We start from the raw sequence: 20,098 nt of genomic DNA, 5'->3' as shown, positions 1-20,098 counted from the left end.
ACGCTCACGGACCGACGCTCACGGACCATGACTCACGGACTCAGTCGCTCCACCCGCCAGCTCCCGTCCGCCTGTGCCGCGTACCGCAACCGGTCGTGCAGCCGGTTCTCGCGGCCCTGCCAGAACTCCACCTCCTGCGGCGCCACTCGGAAACCGCCCCAGTGCGGCGGCACCGGCACCTGCTCACCCTCCGGATAACGGGCGGCCAGCTCCGCGTACGTCGACTCCAGCTCGGCCCGGTCCGCGACCACCGAGGACTGCGCGCTCGCCCAGGCACCCAGCTGGGAGCCGTGCGGGCGGGTACGGAAGTAGGCGGCGGTCTCGTCCCGGCCAGTGCGCCGCGCGACGCCCGTCACGATGACCTGGCGGGCCATCGGATGCCACGGGAACAGCAGCGCGACGTACGGGTTCGCCGCCAGGTCGCGGGCCTTGCGGGAGCCGTAGTTGGTGTAGAAGACGAAGCCCCGCTCGTCGAAGGCCTTCAACAGCACCGTCCGGGAACTGGGCCGGCCCTCCGCGTCCGCCGTGGACACGACCATGGCGTTCGGCTCGAACAACCGGCCCTCCGTCGCCGCCTGCCCGAACCAGCGCGCGAACTGTTCCACAGGGGTGGCGGCCAGGTCGGACTCGGCGAATCCCTCAGCCCGGTACTGCTGGCGCATCGAGGCGGGGTGAGGGTGGTCGGGGCCGGGGGAGACGGCGTCTGCGTCGGTCACATGGTCATCCTGCCGTACGTGGGAGCGCCGCACGGGAGGTGGCACTGAGTGCCGCGAACTCTCCCCAAAGGTGGCACTCGGCGATATGGTGCAGAGGCCATTCCGGTGGGGCGACCGTCGGCCGCACGGGGCACCACCGGGGTGACCGCCCAGGACCGCGAGTCCCCGTACAGGACCGTGGATCCATCGGGCGCCACCTGTCGCACACATCACGAGGGAGCCGCCTGATGTCCGACTTCGTACCCGGACTCGAAGGAGTCGTCGCGTTCGAAACGGAGATCGCCGAACCCGACAAGGAAGGCGGCGCCCTGCGATACCGGGGCGTCGACATCGAGGACCTGGTCGGCCACGTCTCCTTCGGCAACGTCTGGGGCCTGCTCGTCGACGGCGCCTTCAACCCCGGCCTACCGCCCGCCGAGCCCTTCCCGATCCCCATCCACTCCGGCGACATCCGGGTCGACGTCCAGTCCGCCCTCGCCATGCTCGCCCCCGTCTGGGGCCTCAAACCGCTCCTCGACATCGACGCCGAGCAGGCCCGCGCGGACCTCGCCCGCGCCGCCGTCATGGCCCTCTCCTACGTCGCCCAGTCCGCCCGCGGCCAGGGCCTGCCCATGGTCCCGCAGCGCGAGATCGACAAGGCCCGGTCCGTCGTCGAACGCTTCATGATCCGCTGGCGCGGCGAGCCCGACCCGAAACACGTGGCGGCGGTGGACGCCTACTGGACCTCGGCGGCCGAGCACGGCATGAACGCGTCCACCTTCACCGCCCGCGTCATCGCCTCCACGGGCGCCGACGTGGCCGCCGCACTGTCCGGCGCGGTGGGAGCCATGTCCGGCCCCCTGCACGGCGGCGCCCCCTCCCGTGTACTCGGCATGATCGAGGAGATCGAACGCACCGGCGACGCCGAGGCCTACGTCAAGCGGGCCCTCGACAACGGCGAACGCCTCATGGGCTTCGGCCACCGCGTCTACCGAGCCGAAGACCCCCGCGCCCGCGTCCTGCGCCGCACCGCCCGCGAACTCGGCGCCCCCCGCTTCGAGATCGCCGAGGCCCTGGAGAAGGCCGCCCTGGCGGAACTCCACGCCCGCCGCCCGGACCGCGTCCTCGCCACCAACGTCGAGTTCTGGGCCGCCATCATCCTCGACTTCGCCGAGGTCCCGGCCCACATGTTCACCTCGATGTTCACCTGCGCCCGCACAGCGGGCTGGTCCGCCCACATCCTGGAACAGAAACGCACCGGCCGCCTGGTCCGCCCCTCCGCCCGCTACATCGGCCCGGGCACCCGCGACCCACAGGAGATCGAGGGCTACGACGGCATCGCCCGCTGACCCCCACCGCCTCCACACGCAGACGACCCGCGAGCTCGGGTCTCTCCACCTCACGGCGGAGAAGCCGGCCGGACGTACCGGCGAGCTCGCGGGTCGGGTGACTGCTTGAGATTGGGCCGGCTGCACGTGTCTCGCACGCACTGGTCCGGCACCGCACTGATGTGGTGACGGGCCGCTAGCCCGCAGCCACCTCACGCGTCCGGTTCTTGTACATCGGCAGAACCACCTCCCTTCTCGTGTGGACGACACCTTAGGAACCGGTCGACGGTCGATCAACCGGTTTTTCAGGAAGTTGTCCGCGCTGGTTCTGACCGGCGTGATCGCGCGTGTGCCGGGTGCCCGGTGGTCGAGGCGAATGTGTTGGCCGCGATTGTGGAGAGGCCTGGGGTTCGTCTGGGCCCGTGGTTTCGGCGATACCGGGCGGTATGTGGTGGTGGGTGGCGGTGATCTCTGGGTTGACCTGCGACTTCCGTAGGTGTTGGACTGCCAGGGTCGGCGTCGGAGCGGACGCGGGCGCGTGTCCGGCGTACAACGATTCCTTCAATCTTGTGGGAACCCGGTGTGTGCTGCGTCACGTTCGAGTTGAATGATTGTTAGTGAGCGAACCGGCGTGCGGTGCACGCGGACGCGGCAGCCTGCAGGGGGTCCAGGTGAGTGCTTCCCGGCGTAGTGGGACCACCGACGAGATCGGGCCGGACGAGCCCGAGCGGGACGGTCCGGAGGGTTCGGACGGCTCGGATCTGCTGGCCGCGCTTCTCGACGGGATGGACGCTGCCCTGTGCGCCTTCGACGCGGACGGGGTGGTGACCCACTGGAACCGGGAGGCGGAGCGGATCCTCGGCTGGAGCGCGGACGAGGCCGTGGGGCGACGCGGCTTCGCCGGGTGGGCGGTGCGCAGCGCCGACGCCGAGGAGGTCGAGGGACGGCTGCTGTCCGTCATGCACGCTCCGGGCCGTCAGGTGCACGAGTTCGCCCTGCTGACCAAGGACGGCGGCCGGGTGCTCGTACGGACGCAGTCGGCGGCCGTGCGCGGGCCCGACGGGAAGCCGGCCGGGGTGTACTGCGCGTTCAGCGAGGTGCACACGCAGATCGACCTGGAGCGGTCCATCGCGCTGAGTGAGGCGCTGTTCGAGGACGCCTCCTGGGGTGTCGTGCTCGTGGACGTCGATCTGCGGCCCGCCGTGGTCAACGCGCACGCGGCCCGGGCGCTCGGCATCGGGCGTACGTCCGCGCTGGGGCGGCCGCTCGGTGATCTGCTCGTGCAGGGCGTGGAGGAGCTGGAGAGCGCGCTCACCCATGTGCTGGCCGAGGGCGCGCCGCCGGCGCCCGCCGAGATCTGGGTGAGCGTGCGCACCCCGGAGGGCGAGAAGCGGCGCTGCTGGCGCTGTGGGTTCGTGCGGCTGGCCTCGCCGCTCGCGGAGGAGCCCGTGCCGCTGGGGGTGGGCTGGCTCTTCAATGACGTCACGGAGGCCAAGCAGGGCGAGCAGGAGACGTCGCTGCTGAGGTTCCGCACGAATCAGCTGCACCGGGCCGCGCGGGCGGCCGCCGAGTGCGAGGACCCCCTGGAGGCGGCCACCGTCCATCTCGACTTCGCGCTCGCGGGCTTCGCCGACCACGCGTTGATCGACCGGGTGGCGGGCGGTTCGGTGGCCGACGGCGAGGCCACGGAGCCGCAGCGGCTGGTACGGGTCGCCGCGACGCCCTCCGGCGCGCCGGGGCCGAGCCCGCTGACCGGTCAGGCGGGGTTGCCGGTGCGGTACGCGGAGGGGCATCCGGCGTTGCAGTGTGTGGAGCGGGTCGGGTCGGTGCGGGCGAGCGTGGGGGCGGTGCGGGCCGAGGAGGCGCGGGAGTGGGCGCTGGCCCGGCAGTGGCCGGAGGACGCGGTGCACGCGCTGTGCACGGTGTTGCGGAGCCGGGGTCGGACGCTGGGAGCCGTGACGTTTCTGCGGGGCGCCGGGCGGAGCCAGTTCGAGCGGGGCGACGCGGTGTACGCGGAGGATGTGGCCGTGCGGATCGCGGGCGCGCTGGATCTGGGCGAGGTGCTGGGCCGGGGGTAGCGGTGGAGGGTGAAGAGGGAGGAGGGCGGTGGTAGCGGGCCGCGGGCGTCAGCGCAGGTAGAAGATGCGTTCGCCGTACTTCTCGAACACCCGCCCGTTCCACTCGTGGCCTCCGTCCACGTTCCCCGAGCGCAGTAGCGGCGGCTCGATGCCCTGGTCGGCCAGGGCGCCGGCGGCCGTGGCCATGACCGCCTGGAGGATGGCCGCCGTGACGACCGTGGAGGCCGGGGCGAAGGGCGCCGGGACGGTGTCGAGGGTGAGTTCCGCGTCGCCGATCGCGATCTTGGAGTCGAGGACGACGTCGCAGTGGTCCTTCAGATACGTGCCGGAGGCGTGCCGGGACTCCGTCTGTGAGGCGTACGCCACCGACGTCACGCCGATGACCTTCACACCCAGGGTGCGGGCGGCCATGGCCATCTCCACCGGGAGCGCGTTGCGACCGGAGAGCGAGATGATGACGAGGGCGTCGCCCGCGCGGAGCGGTGAGCAGTCCAGGACGGCGCTCGCGAGGCCGTCGACGCGTTCCAGGGCCGAGCCGAGGGTGGCCGGCATGACGTCCACGCCGACGACACCGGGGACCGCCAGCAGGTTCATCAGAGCCAGGCCGCCGGCGCGGTAGACGACGTCCTGCGCGGCGAGCGAGGAGTGACCGGCGCCGAAGGCGAACAGACGTCCGCCGGAGGTCACGGTGTCCGCGAGGAGGTTCCCGGCCGCTTCGACGGACGAGGCCTCCTCGTCCCGGACCCGCCGCAGCAGGTCGATCGCGGCGTCGAGGAACTGACCGGACAGCGTGCCGTCGCTCATGCGGGCCCCTTCGGAGCGTCATGTGGATATCGAGGTGCGTGTCGTGTGCGTGTCGTGTGCATGTCTCGGTGCGGGCGCGAGGTGCCTGTGCCGCGGATCACCGTGCGGTCTGGACCAGTGGGATGTCAATACGGTCGCGCCGCCCCCTTCGTAACCTCTTGGTTCCAACGGCGCGGCACGGTTGTCAGTGGTATCCGGCAGAATTGGGTGCAGGGCCAGCGCACGAGCCGCGAAGCTGTCGTGCTTCGGGCAGATCTCATCAAGGGGCACGTATGTCCGGACTGATCGACACCACGGAGATGTATCTCCGCACCATCCTCGAGCTGGAGGAGGAAGGTGTGGTCCCCATGCGCGCCCGGATCGCCGAGCGACTCGACCAGAGCGGGCCGACGGTCAGCCAGACGGTGGCGCGGATGGAGCGCGACGGCCTGGTGGGCGTCGCCACCGACCGCCACCTGGAGCTCACCGACGAGGGGCGCAGACTGGCCACCCGTGTGATGCGCAAGCACCGGCTCGCCGAGTGCCTGCTCGTCGACGTGATCGGTCTGGAGTGGGAGCAGGTGCACGCCGAGGCGTGTCGCTGGGAGCACGTGATGAGCGAGGCTGTCGAGCGGCGCGTGCTGGAGCTGCTGCGGCACCCCACCGAGTCGCCGTACGGCAACCCGATCCCGGGTCTGGAGGAGCTCGGCGAGAAGGACGGCGCCGATCCCTTCCTCGACGAGGGCATGGTGTCGCTCGCCGACCTCGATCCCGGCCTGGAGGGCAAGACGGTCGTGGTGCGCCGGATCGGCGAGCCGATCCAGACGGACGCGCAGCTGATGTACACGCTGCGTCGGGCGGGCGTGCAGCCCGGCTCGGTGGTGAGCGTGACGGAGTCGGCGGGCGGGGTGCTCGTGGGCAGCGGCGGCGAGGCGGCCGAGCTGGTGTCGGACGTCGCCTCGCACGTGTTCGTCGCCAAGCGCTGAGCGGGACGCGTCGGCCGAGCGGAGTGGGGCATTCCGCTGCGGGGTCGTCAACTCCTGGTGACGGGGAGGTGATTGTGGCGCTCCGGCGATCTCGTCGAATCCGAGATTCTGTGCGCCGAATCGCAGCGTTCGGACGCTTCGCGTGCGACGCTGTCGCGTGAGGCATATGACCTGAGGGGCTCTTGGCGTGGGGCGGCGGTGCTGCCGTCCGGCCGGGGAGGGGGCGGGGATGATGTGCCGTGAACATGGAGAGGGCCCCGGCACCGTGTGGCGCCGGGGCCTGTCCTCCCCTGTGCTGACCCGGAGCCCCGAGCTCCCAGGGTCATCCCCTCCGGACCGATTTCCCCGAGCGGTCCGCCTCCCGCTGAAGATCTCCCCTCGGTGGCGGCGATCATTCCTGGAGGAGGGTCACTCGAACGAGGGGTCTTGCCGGCGAGATCGCGTTTCTCGAATGGGCATTCGATAATCTGCGGGTGACGCATCACGCGGAATCTGCGCTTCAGGGGTGTGGGCACGACAGACACGGCAGGCAGGACGCGGTTCACAGGACCGTCCGCCCGAGCGGGAGCGAGCGGTCCGAGCGGAGCTAGGGGGGTGCCAGACCTATGGCGCGACGAATCGACGTGACCGGGGCGGGCGGCGTACGCCTTGCGGCCTGGGAGTTCGGTGACCCTCCCAAGACCGATCCGGTGACGGACGGACCCAGGGAGACGGACGGTTCCAGGGAGATCGACGGTCCTAGGGAGACCGAGCAGGGCCCGGGGGTGCTGTTATTGCACGGGCTGATGGGACGGGCCTCCCACTGGGCGTCCACCGCCCGCTGGCTCTCCGAGCGGCACCGAGCCGTCGCCCTCGACCAACGCGGCCACGGCCAGAGCGACAAGCCCCCGCGGGCGGCCTTCACCCGCGAGGCCTACATCGAGGACGTCGAGGCCGCCCTCGAACAGCTCGGCCTCGGCCCGGCCGTCCTCATCGGGCACGCGATGGGCGCCCTGACCGCCTGGCAGCTCGCCGCCAAGCGTCCCGACCTGGTCCGCGGGCTGATCATCTGCGACATGCGGGCCTCCGCCCTCGGCGCCGCCTCGCAGCGCGAATGGGAGAACTGGTTCAAGGCCTGGCCCGTCCCCTTCGCCACGCTCGCCGACGTCCGCAAGTGGTTCGGCGAGGACGACCCCTGGGTGGAGCGCCCGACCCCGTCCCGCGGCGAGTTCTACGCCGAGGCCATGCAGGAGTCCCCCGACGGCTGGCGCCCGGTCTTCGAACCGGAACAGATGCTGGAGTCCCGCGAGACCTGGGTGTACGACGCGCACTGGGAGGAGCTCACCCAGGTGCGGTGCCCCGCCCTGGTGGTCCGCGGCCTGGACGGCGAGCTCGGCCGCGCCGAGGCCCAGGAGATGGTCCGCGTACTGCCCCGCGGCCAGTACGCGGAAGTCGCGGACGCCGGCCACCTCGTCCACTACGACCAGCCGCAGGCCTGGCGGGGCGCCATCGAACCCTTCCTGGACGGCATCCGCACCGACTTCAAGAACTGACCCGACCCCTAGGGCCTACCGTTTGGATCACGCCGCAGACGCGGGGTCTGGCACGCACATCTGACCCCGCTCAGGTCGGCCAGGAGGCACCGCTGCCTTCCTGCGGCCTGATCCGAACGACAGACCCTGGCTCACCCCTTGCTGACCGCCTGCAGGATCTCCGGCAGCTGCCGAGCCGTCCGGGGCGCCGCCAGCCGCAGGCCTCCCTCCGTGACCGCCGCCCCGTAGACCGCCCCCAGCGGCAACAGCAGCCAACTCCACTCGTCGCCGCCCTCGCTGACGCTCAGCCAGATCGTCCCGACGATGACGGGGGCGCACAGCAGGGCGGCCGAGACCATGCCGCCCAGGATGGCCATGAAGGCCAGCCCCGACTGCCCGGGGGCCACGTTCTTGTAGCCCTCCTGCGGGATGGAGTACGGGAACCGCGCCGACGTCCACGCACCGGTCGCCAGCATCGCCCCGAGCAGCGCGAACGACAGGCCGAGCACCTCGGGCAGCTTCGGCCAGTCACCGAGCAGCGCGGTCGTCAGGACGGTCACGACAGTCGCGTACGGCAGGGTGATCGCCAGCAGCGCGAGCGCCCGCGCGCGCAGCTCGACGTACGCGTCCCGGGTCGACGAGATCGTCATCGCGACCATCCAGAACGCGGACGTGTCCTGTCCGAACTGGTTGTACATCTGTACGCCGAGCATCCCGGCGGCGAAGCACGCGAAGTAGATCGAGCCGGTGCCCTGCAGCGCGTTGAACACCGGCACGATCAGACCGATGGCGAGGGAGGTCACCCAGGCCGCCTTGGTCTTGGGGTCGCGCCACACATAGCGCAGGCTGCGCTCCATGGCCGTGCCGGTCCGTCCGCCGGGCAGCAGCCGGGACAGCCCGGCCGAGTTCCGGCCGCGGGCCCTGGAGTCGGCGGCCTGGAGGGTGGAGCCGTCCGGCGCGGTCATCAGCCGGGTCAGATGCCGGGACCACACGACGAGCAGCGCCACCAGGGCTGCGGCAGTCAGCGCGAGTTGGAGGACGGCGACACCGTACGACCCCTCGCTAACGGAGGCGGCCGCCCCGATCGCCGAAGCGGGCGGTACCCACTTCAGCACGTCGGCCGGGCCGTCGAGCTGGGCCAGCCCGCCCGAACCCAGCCGCTGCGCGCCGAAGTTCACGACCTGCGCCCCGACGGCGATGATCAGCCCGCTCAGCACCGCCAGATCGCGGCCCTTGCGGCTGGTCAGCAGCCGGAGGTTGGCGACGGCCACGGTCCGCGCGAGGGCCACGCACACCAGCAGCGCGAGAACCACGCCGATGACGCCGACGACGTACGCCACACCGCCGTGCGCGACCGACGCGACGGAACCGGCGAGCATGCACACCGTGAACAGCGGCCCGATCCCGACCAGTGAGGCCACGAGCAGCGCGCGGACCAGCGGGCGGGGCCGCAGCGGCAGCATCACCAGCCGGGTCGGGTCGAGGGTTTCGTCGCCGCTGGGGAAGAACAGCGGCATCACCGCCCAGCCGCCCGCGAGTACGGCCACCAGCAGCACCACCAGCGACCCGGCGTGCGCGTGCCCGCGCAGCGCGACCAGGCCGATCAGCTGCACCACGGAGAACAGCAGCACGGCGACGGCCGAACCGATGTACGCGGCACGCCGCCCGGCGGACTGCTTCAGTCCGTTCCTCAGCAGCGACAGTTTCAGTCGTACGACGACAGGGGTGATGTCCGCGACGGGGGTGCTCTCGGCGCTCACCGGGCCGCCCCGCCGCCCAGCCAGTCCAGATGGGAACCCGTGTCCCGGGCGCCCGCACCGACGAGTTCGAGGAACGCCCGCTGCAACGAGGGCGCGTCGCCGCGCACTTCGGCGAGCGTTCCCTGCGCGCGGATGCGACCTGCGGCCATGACGGCCACCCAGTCGCACAGCGACTCGACGAGCTCCATCACATGGGAGGAGAAGACGACGGTGGCGCCGGACGCGGTGTACCGCTCCAGCACCCCTCGGATGGTCTGGGCCGACACCGGATCGACGCCCTCGAACGGCTCGTCGAGGAAGAGGACCTCGGGATTGTGGAGGAGCGCGGTCGCGAGCCCTATCTTCTTGCGCATGCCGGTCGAGTAGTCGACGACGAGTTTGTGCTGGGCCCCGGCGAGATCGAGGACGTCGAGGAGCTGCGTGGCCCGCTTGTCGACCTCGGCTCCGGGCAGGCCGCGCAACCGCCCGTTGTAGCTGAGCAGTTCGCGCCCCGACAGCCGCTCGAACAGCCTCAGTCCCTCGGGCAGTACCCCGATCCGTGCCTTCACCTGGACCGGGTCCCGCCACACGTCGTGCCCGACGACCTCCACGGACCCCTGGTCGGGCCTGAGCAGCCCGGTCACCATCGACAGGGTGGTGGTCTTCCCGGCTCCGTTCGGCCCGACGAGCCCGATGAACTTCCCCGCGGGCAACGCCAGATCGATCCCGGCCACGGCGACCTGCTGCCCGAACCGCTTCCAGAGCCCCTGCACACGTACGGCGGCTGAACCCACCACTGCTCCCGACGTCATGCCTGAACCCTACGGTCCGGGACCGCGTCTCAGGAGACCGGGGAACGTGCGGAAAACGCGGGGGAGAAGGGGCCGGACAGCGGGCCGCCCGTCCTACCGGTCCCGCCCGCACGCATAGGCCAGCGGCGAGATCAACTCCTCCACGTCCGGCAGCCACCGGTTCGCGGGCGTCGGCCGGCAGGCCCACTGCACGGCCCCCGAGGACCCGAACCGAGAGGACCCGAACCGCGTGGGCGGCCCGGCGACGTACGCCCCCTCGCCCAGCGCGACAAGGTCGAGCGAGGACGGAGACCAGCCCAGCTTGCGCACCAGATCCGGCACCTTCACCGACGCCCCGGGCAGCACGAAGAACTGCATCCGCCGGTCCGGCGTCAGCGTCACCGGCCCCAGCGTCGACTCCATCCGCTCCATCCGGGCCAGCGCGAGGAACCCGGCTGTCTCCGGCACGGAGATGGCGTCGAACGTCCGCCCCGTCGGCAGCAGGATCGACGCCGTCGGCTGCCTCTGCCACATCCGGCGCACGACGGTCGCACTGCCCGTGGCCTGCGACGCCCAGTCCGCGCGTGTCGGATGCGCGCCGGGGGCGGCGCACGCGGCGTCCTCGCACGAGCAGTGCTGCTCCCCCTCGACGGCTTCCAGCCAGGTCCCGGGAAAGACGTCCCAGTGGCGTTCCTCGGCGTAGCGTACGGCTGTGTCCAGCAGCGATTCCCCGCGCTGCTTCGGAATCTGAGCGGCTTGCGTACCCGCGATCGTCTCTTCCACGCTCCACTCAACTCCCGCGCCCACCTGGAGTTACGGCCAGTCCGGAGCCAGGGGCCGTGCGCGGGGGAGGAGCATCGATTCCGCAGCCGGGGCGCATGGGGGCATGTGTGGGGGCGCGCAGGAGGAACCGAGGCGTGGCGTGGGTAGCCAGGTACGGGGGTGGCAACTGCCTTTACCCCGGCAATCCTCGCATGTCTCGCATTTTCGTCGCGTTTGTGGGGCATTGATCTTCACGGCCGGATCTTTTCGTTCCTGACGAGTGCAGCGAGTTCAGGGAGTCCGTCCGTGGAAGACACGTCAACTCGGTGCGTGGGCAGGCACCGCAGCCACAGGGGGTACGCCATGGCCGCAAGGCCTCTCGTCGCGCGTCAGCCGAACGAACGGTTGCAGGCGCTCATCCAGGAAGCGGGCTGCTCGAACGCCGGGCTCGCCCGCCGGGTCAACATGTGCGGCGCGGAGCACGGTCTCGACCTGCGCTACGACAAGACGTCCGTGGCGCGCTGGCTGCGCGGCCAGCAGCCACGCGGACGCGCTCCGGCGATCATCGCGGAGGCACTCGGGCGCAAACTCGGCCGTACGGTCACGATCGACGAGATCGGCATGGCCAACGGCAAGAACCTCGCCTCGGGCGTCGGCCTGCAGTTCTCGCCGACGGTGCTGGGGGCCATCGAGCAGGTGTGTGAGCTGTGGCGCAGTGATGTGGGCCGCCGGGACTTCCTGTCCGGCTCCTCCGTCGCCGCGTCGGCGCTCGTCGAGCCCAGCCGCGACTGGCTGATCTCCGCGCCCGACTCGCAGGTCTCGCGCGCGGCCGGGCCCCGGGTGGGGCAGTCCGACGTGGCGGCGGTGCGGGCGATGACCCAGGCGCTGGTCGACCTGGACCACCAGTACGGCAGCGGGCATGTGCGCCCGGTCGTGGTGCACTACCTCAACAGCGTGGTCTCCGGGCTGCTGGCGGGCTCGTACCGCGAGGCGGTCGGCCGGGACCTGTTCGCGGCGGTGGCCCGACTCACCGAACTCGCGGGCTACATGGCCGTCGACACCGGCCAACCGGGCCTCGCGCAGCGGTACTACATCCAGGCGCTGCGTCTCGCGCAGGCGGCCGGCGACCGCGGCTACGGCGGGTACATCCTCGCCGCGTCGATGAGTCACCTCGCCGCGCAGCTCGGAAACCCGCGGGAGATCGCGCAGTTGGCGCGAGCGGCGCAGGAGGGGGCGCGTGGACGTGTGACCCCGCGGGCGGAGGCGATGTTCCACGCGGCCGAGGCGCGCGGGCACGCGTTGCTGGGTGACGCGCGGTCGGCCCAGTCGGCGTCCGGGCGCGCGGTGAGCGCGCTGGAGCAGGCGGACCCGTCCGCCGGGGACGACCCGGCGTGGATCGCGCACTTCGACGAGGCCTATCTGGCCGACGAGTTGGCGCACTGCCACCGGGACCTGGGACAGGCCGAGGCGGCGGCGCGGTGTGCGCGGGAGTCCCTGGACGGGCACCCCGAGTCGCGGGCCCGCCGCAGGGCGATCGGCTATGTGCTGCTCGCCACCGCGCAGGTGCAGCAGCGGGAGGTGGAGCAGGCGTGCAACACCGGCCTGAAGGCCATCGAGTTGCTGGAGAGCCTCCGCTCCAACCGGGGCGCCGAGTACCTGGACGACTTCCAGCAGCGCCTGGAGCCGTTCCGGGACGAGCCGGTGGTGAGGGAGTTCGGGGCGCGGCTGGATCTGCAGGTGGCGGCGTGAAACGCGGCGGTACGAGGGGGTGAACGGACGGGAAACGAAGGTACAGGTGGGGAAAGGGGGCTGAATACAGCGGATGGGGGCAGGTTTCCGTCACCGCGGACATCGGGATGTGTGCGTGGATCTGTTACGGCGGTCACAGGGACCCAGGTCACGGCCTGAGCTGCGTAGCACCGTGCTCTGAGGACCCGGTAGCGTGAGCCGACGATTCCGAAAGTCCCCCATTCGTAGGAGTCCCGGTGACGCAGAGTGGACAGGGCGAGGAGCCCGTAGCGCGCGAAGCGCGTGAAGGCATCGTGCTGCCCTCCGACGGTGGGGAACCCCTGCTGCCGGGCATGACAGGCGGATACGGCGACAGGCGGCCGAACCCCGCCGCTCCGGCACCCGGCGCGGCGTACGGCCGGACGTCCGGTGAACCGTACGACCAGGCACCGGGCTCGGCGCACGGCCAGACGCCCGGTGCGGACCCTGGACAGGCGTACGGGCAGGCACCTGGACAGGCGTACGGGCAGGCGTCGGGATCGACGTACGGCCAGGCGCCCGGTGCGGCCCCCGGACCGGCGTACGGGCAGGCACCTGGGCAGGCGTACGGGCAGCCGCACGATCAGACGTACGGCGAGACATACGGCCAGACGTACGGTCAGCCGCACGATCCGTCGCACGGTCGGATATCGGGGCAGGCGCCGGGACAGACGCCGGGTCAGGGTCCTGGTCCGGCCTCGGCGCCGGCCGGTGGCCAGGCCTGGGGCACGCCATGGGGCCCGGACCAGCAGCAGGCCCAGGCCCCGGCCGCGCAGCCGGAACAGGGCTGGTCGGCTCCGCCCGCCCAGCCCTGGAACACCCCTGACTCCGGCCACTCGGCACCGTCCGCCGGCTGGGGAGCGCCGGAGTCACCCGGCGGAGCGCCGTCCCAGGCCCTTCCTCCGGAGGGCGGGCAGTCCGCGGCCTACGGCTCCGCCGCCGCCCCGGCGCAGCCCGCGGGACCCGCCCAGGACCCGCCCACCTCGTACTACCTGCCGCCCGTCGGCCAGGGCACCCCGCCGCCCCCCGCCGGCGCCTACGGCTCACCCGCCGCCGCGCCCCTGCCGCCCGCGGCCCACGACACCCCTGGTTCCGCCCAGTCGCCCGTCCGCTACCAGGCTCCCGGCGCCGCGCCCCTTCCGTCGGCCGACGAGGGCGCCACCCAGTACATCCCGGCGGTCGGGCCCGGGGCGCTGCCGCCCGAGGCGGGGTCCGAGTCGCCCGCCGACGCGACCCAGTTCCTCGGCCGCGCACCCCAGGGCGGCAACTCCGGGCGGGGCGCCGGACCGCTCCCGCCCGCCGCCGGAGCCGACGCCGAGGCCACGCAGTACATCGCACCCGTGCCCGGACACCAGCCCCAAGGCGCGCCCTACGGCGGACCGCAGGGCGGGGACCGGCAGCCGCCCGCCGAGTTCGACAACCTCTTCCGCGGCGGCCCGGCCGACGAGCCGGCCGGCGCGACCCAGCAGATGCCCCGCTTCCAGCAGCCCGAGGCCACGCCCAGCGCGCAGCCGCCGTACGGACAGTCCCCGCAGCCGTCGTACGCCCCGCCCGGCGGTGGACGGCACGGCACGTACGACGACGGGGACGACGGTCGCGGTGGCCGGGGCGGTCGGCGCGGATCGCGGGTGCCGGTGATCGCCGCCGTCGGCATCGGTATCGCCGTCCTCGGTATCGGGGCGGGCGCGCTGCTCGCCGGTGGCGGTAGTGACAGCAAGGAAGACGAAAAGAACCAGCCCGTCTCCGCGACGGCGCCCGCGTCCGACGGTTCCGCCTCGCCGTCCGCCGATCCGGCCGAGCAGCAGGCCGTCGCCCTGGACAAGCTGCTCGCGGACAGCGGCGGCAGCCGGACGACGGTGATCAACGCCGTGGAGGACGTGAAGTCCTGCGACAACCTGGGCCAGGCGGCCAAGGACCTGCGGGGCGCGGCCCAGCAGCGCACCGGTCTGGTGACCCAGCTGTCCAAGCTCGCGGTCGACAAGCTGCCCGACCACGCCGCGCTGACCGACGCCCTCACCAAGGCGTGGCAGGCGTCCGCGTCGGCCGACAACCACTACGCGGCCTGGGCGGACCAGACGGCCGGCAAGAAGGGCTGTAAGAAGGGCCAGGCCCGCACCACCGGCCAGACCCAGGCGGCCAACCGCGCGAGCGGCACCGCCAGCACCGAGAAGGTCAAAGCGGCGAAGCTGTGGAACGCGATCGCGAAGTCGTACGGCCTGACCGAGCGCCAGCCGACCCAGCTGTGACCTGAACTGAGGGGCCCGGCCGACCGGGCCCCTCAGTTCAGGTCGGCGTTCTTCAACGTGTCCGTGACGTCGGTGAAGCCCTTCTTGGCCAGCACCAGCCTGCCCTTCCTGACGATCTGAAGGGACACGTCGGTGTTGGCCAGGCGCGGGAAGCCGACGGCCGCGAGCGGGCCCTGGAACTTCCACTGGAGCGTCGGGGTCAGCCCGCCCGTGGCGACCTTCATCCCGTCGTCCAGGGCCTCCCGTACGGCGTCGGCGGTCACCTCGCCGGTCAGTGACTCGACGACCTCCTTGAAGGCGGAGTACGCGATCCAGGTGGTCTGCACACCGGTGTCCGCGGCGTCGATGCGGTTGTCGCCGAAGGCCTCCTCGCTGATGACCTTCTTCATCGGGTTCCAGCGGGAGTCGGTCTCCACCGGGTACCAGCCGGTGATGTACGACCCCTCGTAGGGCCCGGACTGCCCGCCGGAGGCGTTGATCTCCGTCTGGTCGACGTTGCCGAGCACCATGGCGGTCCGGACCGTGGGATAGGTGTCGCGGGCGCGCCGGAAGGAGTCCATGAAGGTGTCGGTGCGGTCGCCGAGCGCGGGCACCACGCAGCCCTTCGTGGCCGGGTCGGTGGTCGTCTGCTGGAGTGCCCGCTCGGACTGCCTCGAGTACTCGGTCGCGTCCTCCGGTGCCCGCAGGTCCTTGGTGGCCGAGTGTCCGCCGGCGGTCAGGCCGGAGTCGAGCAGGGGGGAGAGTTCGTCGCCCGCGACGGTGTCGGGGCGGACGAGCGTGACGGGCCCGCAGTCGGAGAGGGCCTTGCCGAGGCCGGCCAGGAGGGTGGGCTGTCCGCCGTTGACGGGGTAGGAGAGCGGGCTGGTGAACTCGTCGGAGGTGACGCCGTAGCCGCCTATGTAGGGGATGCCGGCGCCCTCCAGCGGGGGGAGGAAGGAGTCGGCGTACTGGCTGTAGGAGCCGACGACCGCGACGACGCCCTCGGAGACCGCGCGCTGGGCGCACCTCGCCGCTGCCACGCTGTCGTTACGGTCGTTGCAGGTCAGGACGGTGATCTTGTGGCCGTTGAGGCCGCCCTGGGCGTTCACCCAGCGGGCGTAGGCCTTCGCGAAGGCGGGCATGCCCGCCTTGTTGGTGGCGTTGGTGTTCTCCGGGGCCCAGGTCATGACCTTGATCGGGTCATCCCCGGAGCCCCCCGTGACCCCGGGGATGACCCCGCAGCCGGCGATGAGCGACACACACGCCACCAGGGCCGCCGCCGAAACGGCGGTTGCTCTGTCGGGCCGGGTGCACGTGGGGAGGACGGTGCTGCGGAAGTGTCGCCTGCCGGTCATGTCGGACACGCTTCCGCCACAGCACTAACCAGGCCCTGACCCTTGGTTATTGGCTGGTGTCGTGAGGGTGAACAGCGGGGGGTGGTGAGACGCCCGACAGACGGAACGTACGATCGATGACCGTGCAAGGTTCGGAGAACTCTTCCCGTCGCGGCCGTCACTCGTCCACCATGGGTGACATGCCACAGAACGACATGCCGTGGTGGCGCTGGCGCACCAATGTGCGCTCCGCGCTGCACATGCTCTCCGACCCGGTGTTCCAGAGGGATGTCTGGCTGGCGGGCGTGGAGGGGTACGGAGACGTCACCGACGCCGTGTACCGCCTCGTCGAGGACACCTGGCTGGACAACTGGTCCGCCGAGAAGTACATCGGCACGCTCTTCCGGGACTCCCAGGAGGCGGCGCTCGTCGACACCGCCGTCCTGCGGGTGCTGCGGATCATGCACCAGGTCGGGCCGGACGCCCCGGTCTCCACATACGTCGACCACCAGGGGTGGCCGGACGCGGTACGGGCGGCGCGCGACGCGCACGTACGGCTGGCGGTGGCCGACGGGGAGGACCCGGACGCGCCGCCGCGCACGCTGGAGGTGCTGCGGATCCTGACGCGGTCTGCGTAGCGAGACGGCAGGACGGCCCCGCTCCCGCATATGGGACCCTGTCCTGCATGAACGAGCCGTCCACGCGCGCCGCCGCCCCCGCTGACCAGTACGTCCTCACGCTCTCCTGCCCCGACAAGCAGGGCATCGTGCACGCCGTGTCGAGCTACCTGTTCATGACGGGCTGCAACATCGAGGACAGTCAGCAGTTCGGCGACCACGACACGGGACTGTTCTTCATGCGCGTCCACTTCTCGGCGGAGCCTCCGGTGACCGTGGACAAGCTGCGGGCGAGCTTCGCGGCGATCGGTGACGCCTTCCAGATGGACTGGCAGATCCACCGGGCCGACGAGAAGATGCGCATCGTCCTGATGGTCAGCAAGTTCGGCCACTGCCTGAACGACCTGCTGTTCCGTGCGCGGATAGGCGCGCTGCCGGTGGAGATCGCGGCCGTGGTGTCCAACCACACGGACTTCGCCGAGCTCGTGGGGTCGTACGACATTCCCTTCCACCACATCCCGGTGACGAAGGACACCAAGTCGGAGGCCGAGGCGCGGCTGCTGGAGCTGGTGCGCGAGCTGGGCGTCGAGCTGGTCGTGCTCGCCCGCTACATGCAGGTCATCTCCGACGACCTGTGCAAGCAGCTCAGCGGGCGGATCATCAACATCCACCACTCCTTCCTGCCGAGCTTCAAGGGCGCGAAGCCGTACCACCAGGCGCACGCGCGGGGCGTGAAGCTGATCGGGGCGACCGCGCACTATGTCACCGCCGACCTCGACGAGGGGCCGATCATCGAGCAGGAGGTCGAGCGGGTCGAGCATGACGTCACGCCGAACCAGCTGGTCGCGATCGGGCGGGATGTCGAGTGCCAGGCGCTGGCGCGGGCCGTGAAGTGGCATGCCGAGCGTCGGATCCTGCTGAACGGTCGACGGACGGTCGTGTTCGCCTAGCGCGGGGGGCTCCGCCGGCGGGTGGGTGCGGGTCTGTGGGGGCTGGTCGCGCAGTTCCCCGCGCCCCTGGGGTGGGTTCTGTCCGTCGGTTGGGTGCGGGTCTGTGGGGGTTGTTCGCGCAGTTCCCCGCGCCCCTGGGGTGGGTTCTGTCCGTCGGGCGGGTGCGGGATCGTCGTGGTTGTTCGCGCAGTTCCCCGCGCCCCTGAGGTACGTGCGGTGGACCGGCGTTTTTAGGGGCGCGGGGAACTGCGCGAAACGGCTCCCACGGACCCGAACTTTTTAGGGGCGCGGGGAACTGCGCGACCAGCCCCCGCGGACCCGCAGCCGCCCGCGAAACCGCGACCCGTCCCTACATCCGGCTCAAGGACGCCGCCGCGAACAGTACGTCCCTGATTGCCTCGCGGTCACCCACCTGCCCGGCCGCCGCCTCCGTCGGAGACACATGGCCTGCGGCCAGGCGGCAGAACTCCACGCCGTCCAGGGCGACATGGGCCACCTCGTGGTCCGCGGAGCCCACCGCGGCGGGCGAGTCCAGGGGGATCAGCCACTCGCCTCCGCCCAGCCCCTCGATCTCCAGCCGCAGGCTGCGCCCAGGGCCGCCCGCGGAGACCAGGTGGCGGCCATGCGCAGGCGAGGCCAGCCCCTTCTGTCGTCGCCCGGCCAGGACAGCCGGCAACGTGCGGGCCGCGAGGTCGATCATCCGGTTCAGGTGGCGCGGGGCGGGCGGCTCGTACGGGTAGTCCACCGCCTCGGCGATGTCCTCCGCATGCACCCAGCACTCGAAGGCACGGTCCAGCATCGCGTCGTGCAGCGGCAGCTCGAAGTCGCCGTAGGGCACGGCCAGACCCCCGGTACCGTCGCCCGTGAAGGACACCGTGCGCACCAGGTCGTGGCTCTGCTCCCGCCAAGGGGCCCGCACCCCGCGGGTGGGCGGGAAGTGCGAGGCCCGCCAGTACGCCTCGGTGCGCGCGGTCGGCGTCGGCGCCTGGACGGCCACCTCGCCCAGCGGGTCGTCGAGGCCGAGCGCGACCGCGACCAGGCCGTCGACCGTGAGCAGATGCGCGATGACCCCGGCGACCGTCGTACGACGGCTTGTCGCGCCGTCGCCCTCGAACCAGCGCAGCCGCACAGGCGCGTGCCACTCGGCGTCGCCTATGTCCTGGAGGAGGGCGTCGAGCCGGGCGGTCTCCGCGTCGTACGGCGTCGCCCACCTGGGCACCGGGATGCGCGGCGGGCGCCGGTCGAGGCAGCTCTCCAGGACCCGGGTACGCAGACCGGGGTCCACGTCGAGGCTCTCCGGCCGGTGCAGCAGGCCGACCGCCTCGCGCAGCCGCAGTGCCTCGTCCGCGCAGGTTCCGCAGTCGCCCAGGTGTTCCTCGACGGCCGCCGTCTCCGCCGACGAGCAGGCGGCCAGCGCCCACGCCCCGAGCATCGACTTCAGGACGTGGTGCTCCAGGACCAGCGGAGCGGGCAGGGGCACGGGCGGGGGCGGGGGCGTCAGGTCACCCAGGTCCCCCAGCGCGGGCAGAGGGCGCCCGCCGTCCTCGACGGAGGCGCGGGGCATGGGGATGCGGGGCGGTGAGGGTTCGCCGTTGCCGCCGGGGCGGCGGTTGCCGAACGAGCCGCCGTCCGAGCCACCTTCCGAGCCGCCGTCCCAGCTACCGTCAGCGTCACCCTGGTCTCTCTTGTCGTCCCCGTCGTCGTGGGCCTCGAAGCGCTCGGGGTCGTTCACGCCGCACCCCCGTATCCGGGCGGAGCCCCGGGTGGGGCGACGTCGTGGGCCGTGGACAGCAGTTGCAGGCCCAGACGGAGGCGGCGGCGGGCCTCGTCCTCGGTGACGCCGAGGTCGACGGCGGTCTGGCGGTAGTCGCGGCGCTGGAAATAGGCCAGCTCCAGGGCGGCACGCAGTGGCGCGGGCATGGACTGGACGATGTAGTCGGCGCGGGCGGCGACCGAGGCGTGGCGGACCTTGCGCTCCAGGTCCTCGGTGGTGCCGTGGCCCTCCGCGGCGAGGGCGGCGGTCTCGGTGGCGCGCAGCCGCTGCACGGCGAGGTGGTGGGTCAGGGTGGCGACCCAGGAACGCAGCGGGCCCTGCTTGGGGTCGTAGGCGTCCGGGTGCTCCCAGACATGGGCGAAGACCTCGCGGGTGATGCCGTCGGCCGCGCGTTCGTCGCCGAGCACGCGGTGGGCGAGACCGTGCACGAGTGAAGCGAAACGGTCGTAGAGCTCACCGAGGGCGGCCGCCTCACCGCGTGCGAGCCGCTGCTGCATCTTGCGGTCCCAGCGGGGCGGTGCGTCCTTCTTCACCATGCGGCCCCCTCAGCCTGCCCTTGTCCCGGCCCGTGTCCTTGTCAAGCCTGTGCCCACCTGCTTCTCGAATGTAGTCGGCACCTCTGACGGCGCACGCCCCTTTGTCGCAATGTGCGCCCCCCGCGGAGCCAAGGGTGGTAGTGGGCGTGCGGCTACCCGTCCACTTGCCGGCCAGACTCGATCGAACAGGATCGAAGGTGACTAAAACAAGCCTCTCCCGAT

General features: G+C 71.7%; 16 protein-coding genes. 8 read left to right on the top strand and 8 right to left on the bottom strand.

Translation table 11 applies throughout. The annotated features are described in order from the left end of the window. Window positions 1–32: 32 nt before the first annotated feature. Window positions 33–662 (bottom strand): pyridoxamine 5'-phosphate oxidase, encoded by a 630-nt coding sequence (gene pdxH / locus AB0H86_RS37685; protein WP_362449581.1) that lies wholly within the window; start codon window positions 660–662, stop codon window positions 33–35. A gap of 281 nt (window positions 663–943) precedes the next feature. On the opposite strand from pdxH, the gene AB0H86_RS37680 reads away from it, so the two are divergent. Together AB0H86_RS37680 and AB0H86_RS37675 are read left to right on the top strand one after the other, a co-directional pair. Continuing rightward, entirely contained in the window at window positions 944–2,044 is a 1,101-nt protein-coding gene (locus AB0H86_RS37680) for a citrate synthase 2 (protein WP_362449462.1), read from the top strand. Window positions 2,045–2,694: 650 nt separating this feature from the next. Continuing rightward, window positions 2,695–4,101 (top strand): PAS domain-containing protein, encoded by a 1,407-nt coding sequence (locus AB0H86_RS37675; RefSeq protein WP_362449460.1) that lies wholly within the window; start codon window positions 2,695–2,697, stop codon window positions 4,099–4,101. Window positions 4,102–4,149: 48 nt separating this feature from the next. On the opposite strand, the gene AB0H86_RS37670 is transcribed toward AB0H86_RS37675, so the two are convergent. Beyond that, window positions 4,150–4,905, bottom strand: a complete 756-nt coding sequence (locus AB0H86_RS37670) for an SIS domain-containing protein (protein ID WP_362449458.1) — start codon at window positions 4,903–4,905, stop codon at window positions 4,150–4,152. A gap of 272 nt (window positions 4,906–5,177) precedes the next feature. Here AB0H86_RS37670 and AB0H86_RS37665 point away from each other — a divergent pair, with 272 nt between their 5' ends. Next, window positions 5,178–5,870: a metal-dependent transcriptional regulator gene (locus AB0H86_RS37665; RefSeq protein ID WP_362449456.1), complete on the top strand. Its 693-nt coding sequence runs from the start codon at window positions 5,178–5,180 to the stop codon at window positions 5,868–5,870. 605 nt (window positions 5,871–6,475) lie between these two features. Next, a complete protein-coding gene (locus AB0H86_RS37660; protein ID WP_362449454.1) occupies window positions 6,476–7,402 on the top strand; it encodes an alpha/beta hydrolase in 927 nt (308 codons plus the stop codon). 131 nt (window positions 7,403–7,533) lie between these two features. Here the strand turns inward: AB0H86_RS37660 and AB0H86_RS37655 are convergent, their stop codons facing one another. From AB0H86_RS37655 to AB0H86_RS37645, 3 genes are all read right to left on the bottom strand, one after another. After that, window positions 7,534–9,141, bottom strand: coding sequence for a transporter (locus AB0H86_RS37655; RefSeq protein ID WP_362449452.1), 1,608 nt, complete (start codon window positions 9,139–9,141; stop codon window positions 7,534–7,536). Continuing rightward, a complete protein-coding gene (locus AB0H86_RS37650) occupies window positions 9,138–9,932 on the bottom strand; it encodes an ABC transporter ATP-binding protein (RefSeq protein ID WP_362449450.1) in 795 nt (264 codons plus the stop codon). The genes AB0H86_RS37655 and AB0H86_RS37650 overlap by 4 nt, the downstream gene beginning before the upstream one ends. Window positions 9,933–10,025: 93 nt before the next feature. Then, window positions 10,026–10,694, bottom strand: a complete 669-nt coding sequence (locus AB0H86_RS37645; protein ID WP_362449448.1) for a bifunctional DNA primase/polymerase — start codon at window positions 10,692–10,694, stop codon at window positions 10,026–10,028. 342 nt (window positions 10,695–11,036) lie between these two features. Between AB0H86_RS37645 and AB0H86_RS37640 the strand changes: the two genes are divergently transcribed. Next, window positions 11,037–12,422 (top strand): transcriptional regulator, encoded by a 1,386-nt coding sequence (locus AB0H86_RS37640; RefSeq protein WP_362449446.1) that lies wholly within the window; start codon window positions 11,037–11,039, stop codon window positions 12,420–12,422. 236 nt (window positions 12,423–12,658) lie between these two features. Next, on the top strand, window positions 12,659–14,686 hold the full coding sequence (locus AB0H86_RS37635) for a hypothetical protein (protein ID WP_362449444.1): 2,028 nt from the start codon (window positions 12,659–12,661) through the stop codon (window positions 14,684–14,686). Between the two features lie 32 nt (window positions 14,687–14,718). On the opposite strand, the gene AB0H86_RS37630 is transcribed toward AB0H86_RS37635, so the two are convergent. After that, window positions 14,719–16,020 (bottom strand): ABC transporter substrate-binding protein, encoded by a 1,302-nt coding sequence (locus AB0H86_RS37630; protein WP_362449442.1) that lies wholly within the window; start codon window positions 16,018–16,020, stop codon window positions 14,719–14,721. 116 nt (window positions 16,021–16,136) lie between these two features. On the opposite strand from AB0H86_RS37630, the gene AB0H86_RS37625 reads away from it, so the two are divergent. Then, entirely contained in the window at window positions 16,137–16,637 is a 501-nt protein-coding gene (locus tag AB0H86_RS37625) for a hypothetical protein (RefSeq protein WP_362449440.1), read from the top strand. A 47-nt stretch (window positions 16,638–16,684) separates the two neighbouring features. Next, window positions 16,685–17,566, top strand: a complete 882-nt coding sequence (gene purU, locus AB0H86_RS37620; protein ID WP_362449438.1) for a formyltetrahydrofolate deformylase — start codon at window positions 16,685–16,687, stop codon at window positions 17,564–17,566. Window positions 17,567–17,915: 349 nt separating this feature from the next. Here purU and AB0H86_RS37615 read toward each other — a convergent pair whose 3' ends face one another. Both AB0H86_RS37615 and AB0H86_RS37610 read right to left on the bottom strand, forming a co-directional pair. Further along, window positions 17,916–19,298 (bottom strand): maleylpyruvate isomerase N-terminal domain-containing protein, encoded by a 1,383-nt coding sequence (locus tag AB0H86_RS37615; protein ID WP_362449436.1) that lies wholly within the window; start codon window positions 19,296–19,298, stop codon window positions 17,916–17,918. Continuing rightward, on the bottom strand, window positions 19,295–19,876 hold the full coding sequence (locus AB0H86_RS37610; protein WP_362449434.1) for a sigma-70 family RNA polymerase sigma factor: 582 nt from the start codon (window positions 19,874–19,876) through the stop codon (window positions 19,295–19,297). Before AB0H86_RS37610 ends, AB0H86_RS37615 begins: the two co-directional genes overlap by 4 nt. Window positions 19,877–20,098: the final 222 nt, after the last annotated feature.

The organism is Streptomyces sp. NPDC050997 (genome assembly GCF_040660135.1).
In the GTDB taxonomy this organism is placed as follows: domain Bacteria; phylum Actinomycetota; class Actinomycetes; order Streptomycetales; family Streptomycetaceae; genus Streptomyces.
The sequence above is the reverse complement of the archived record's forward strand: the minus strand, read 5'-3'. Positions and strand labels throughout refer to the sequence as shown.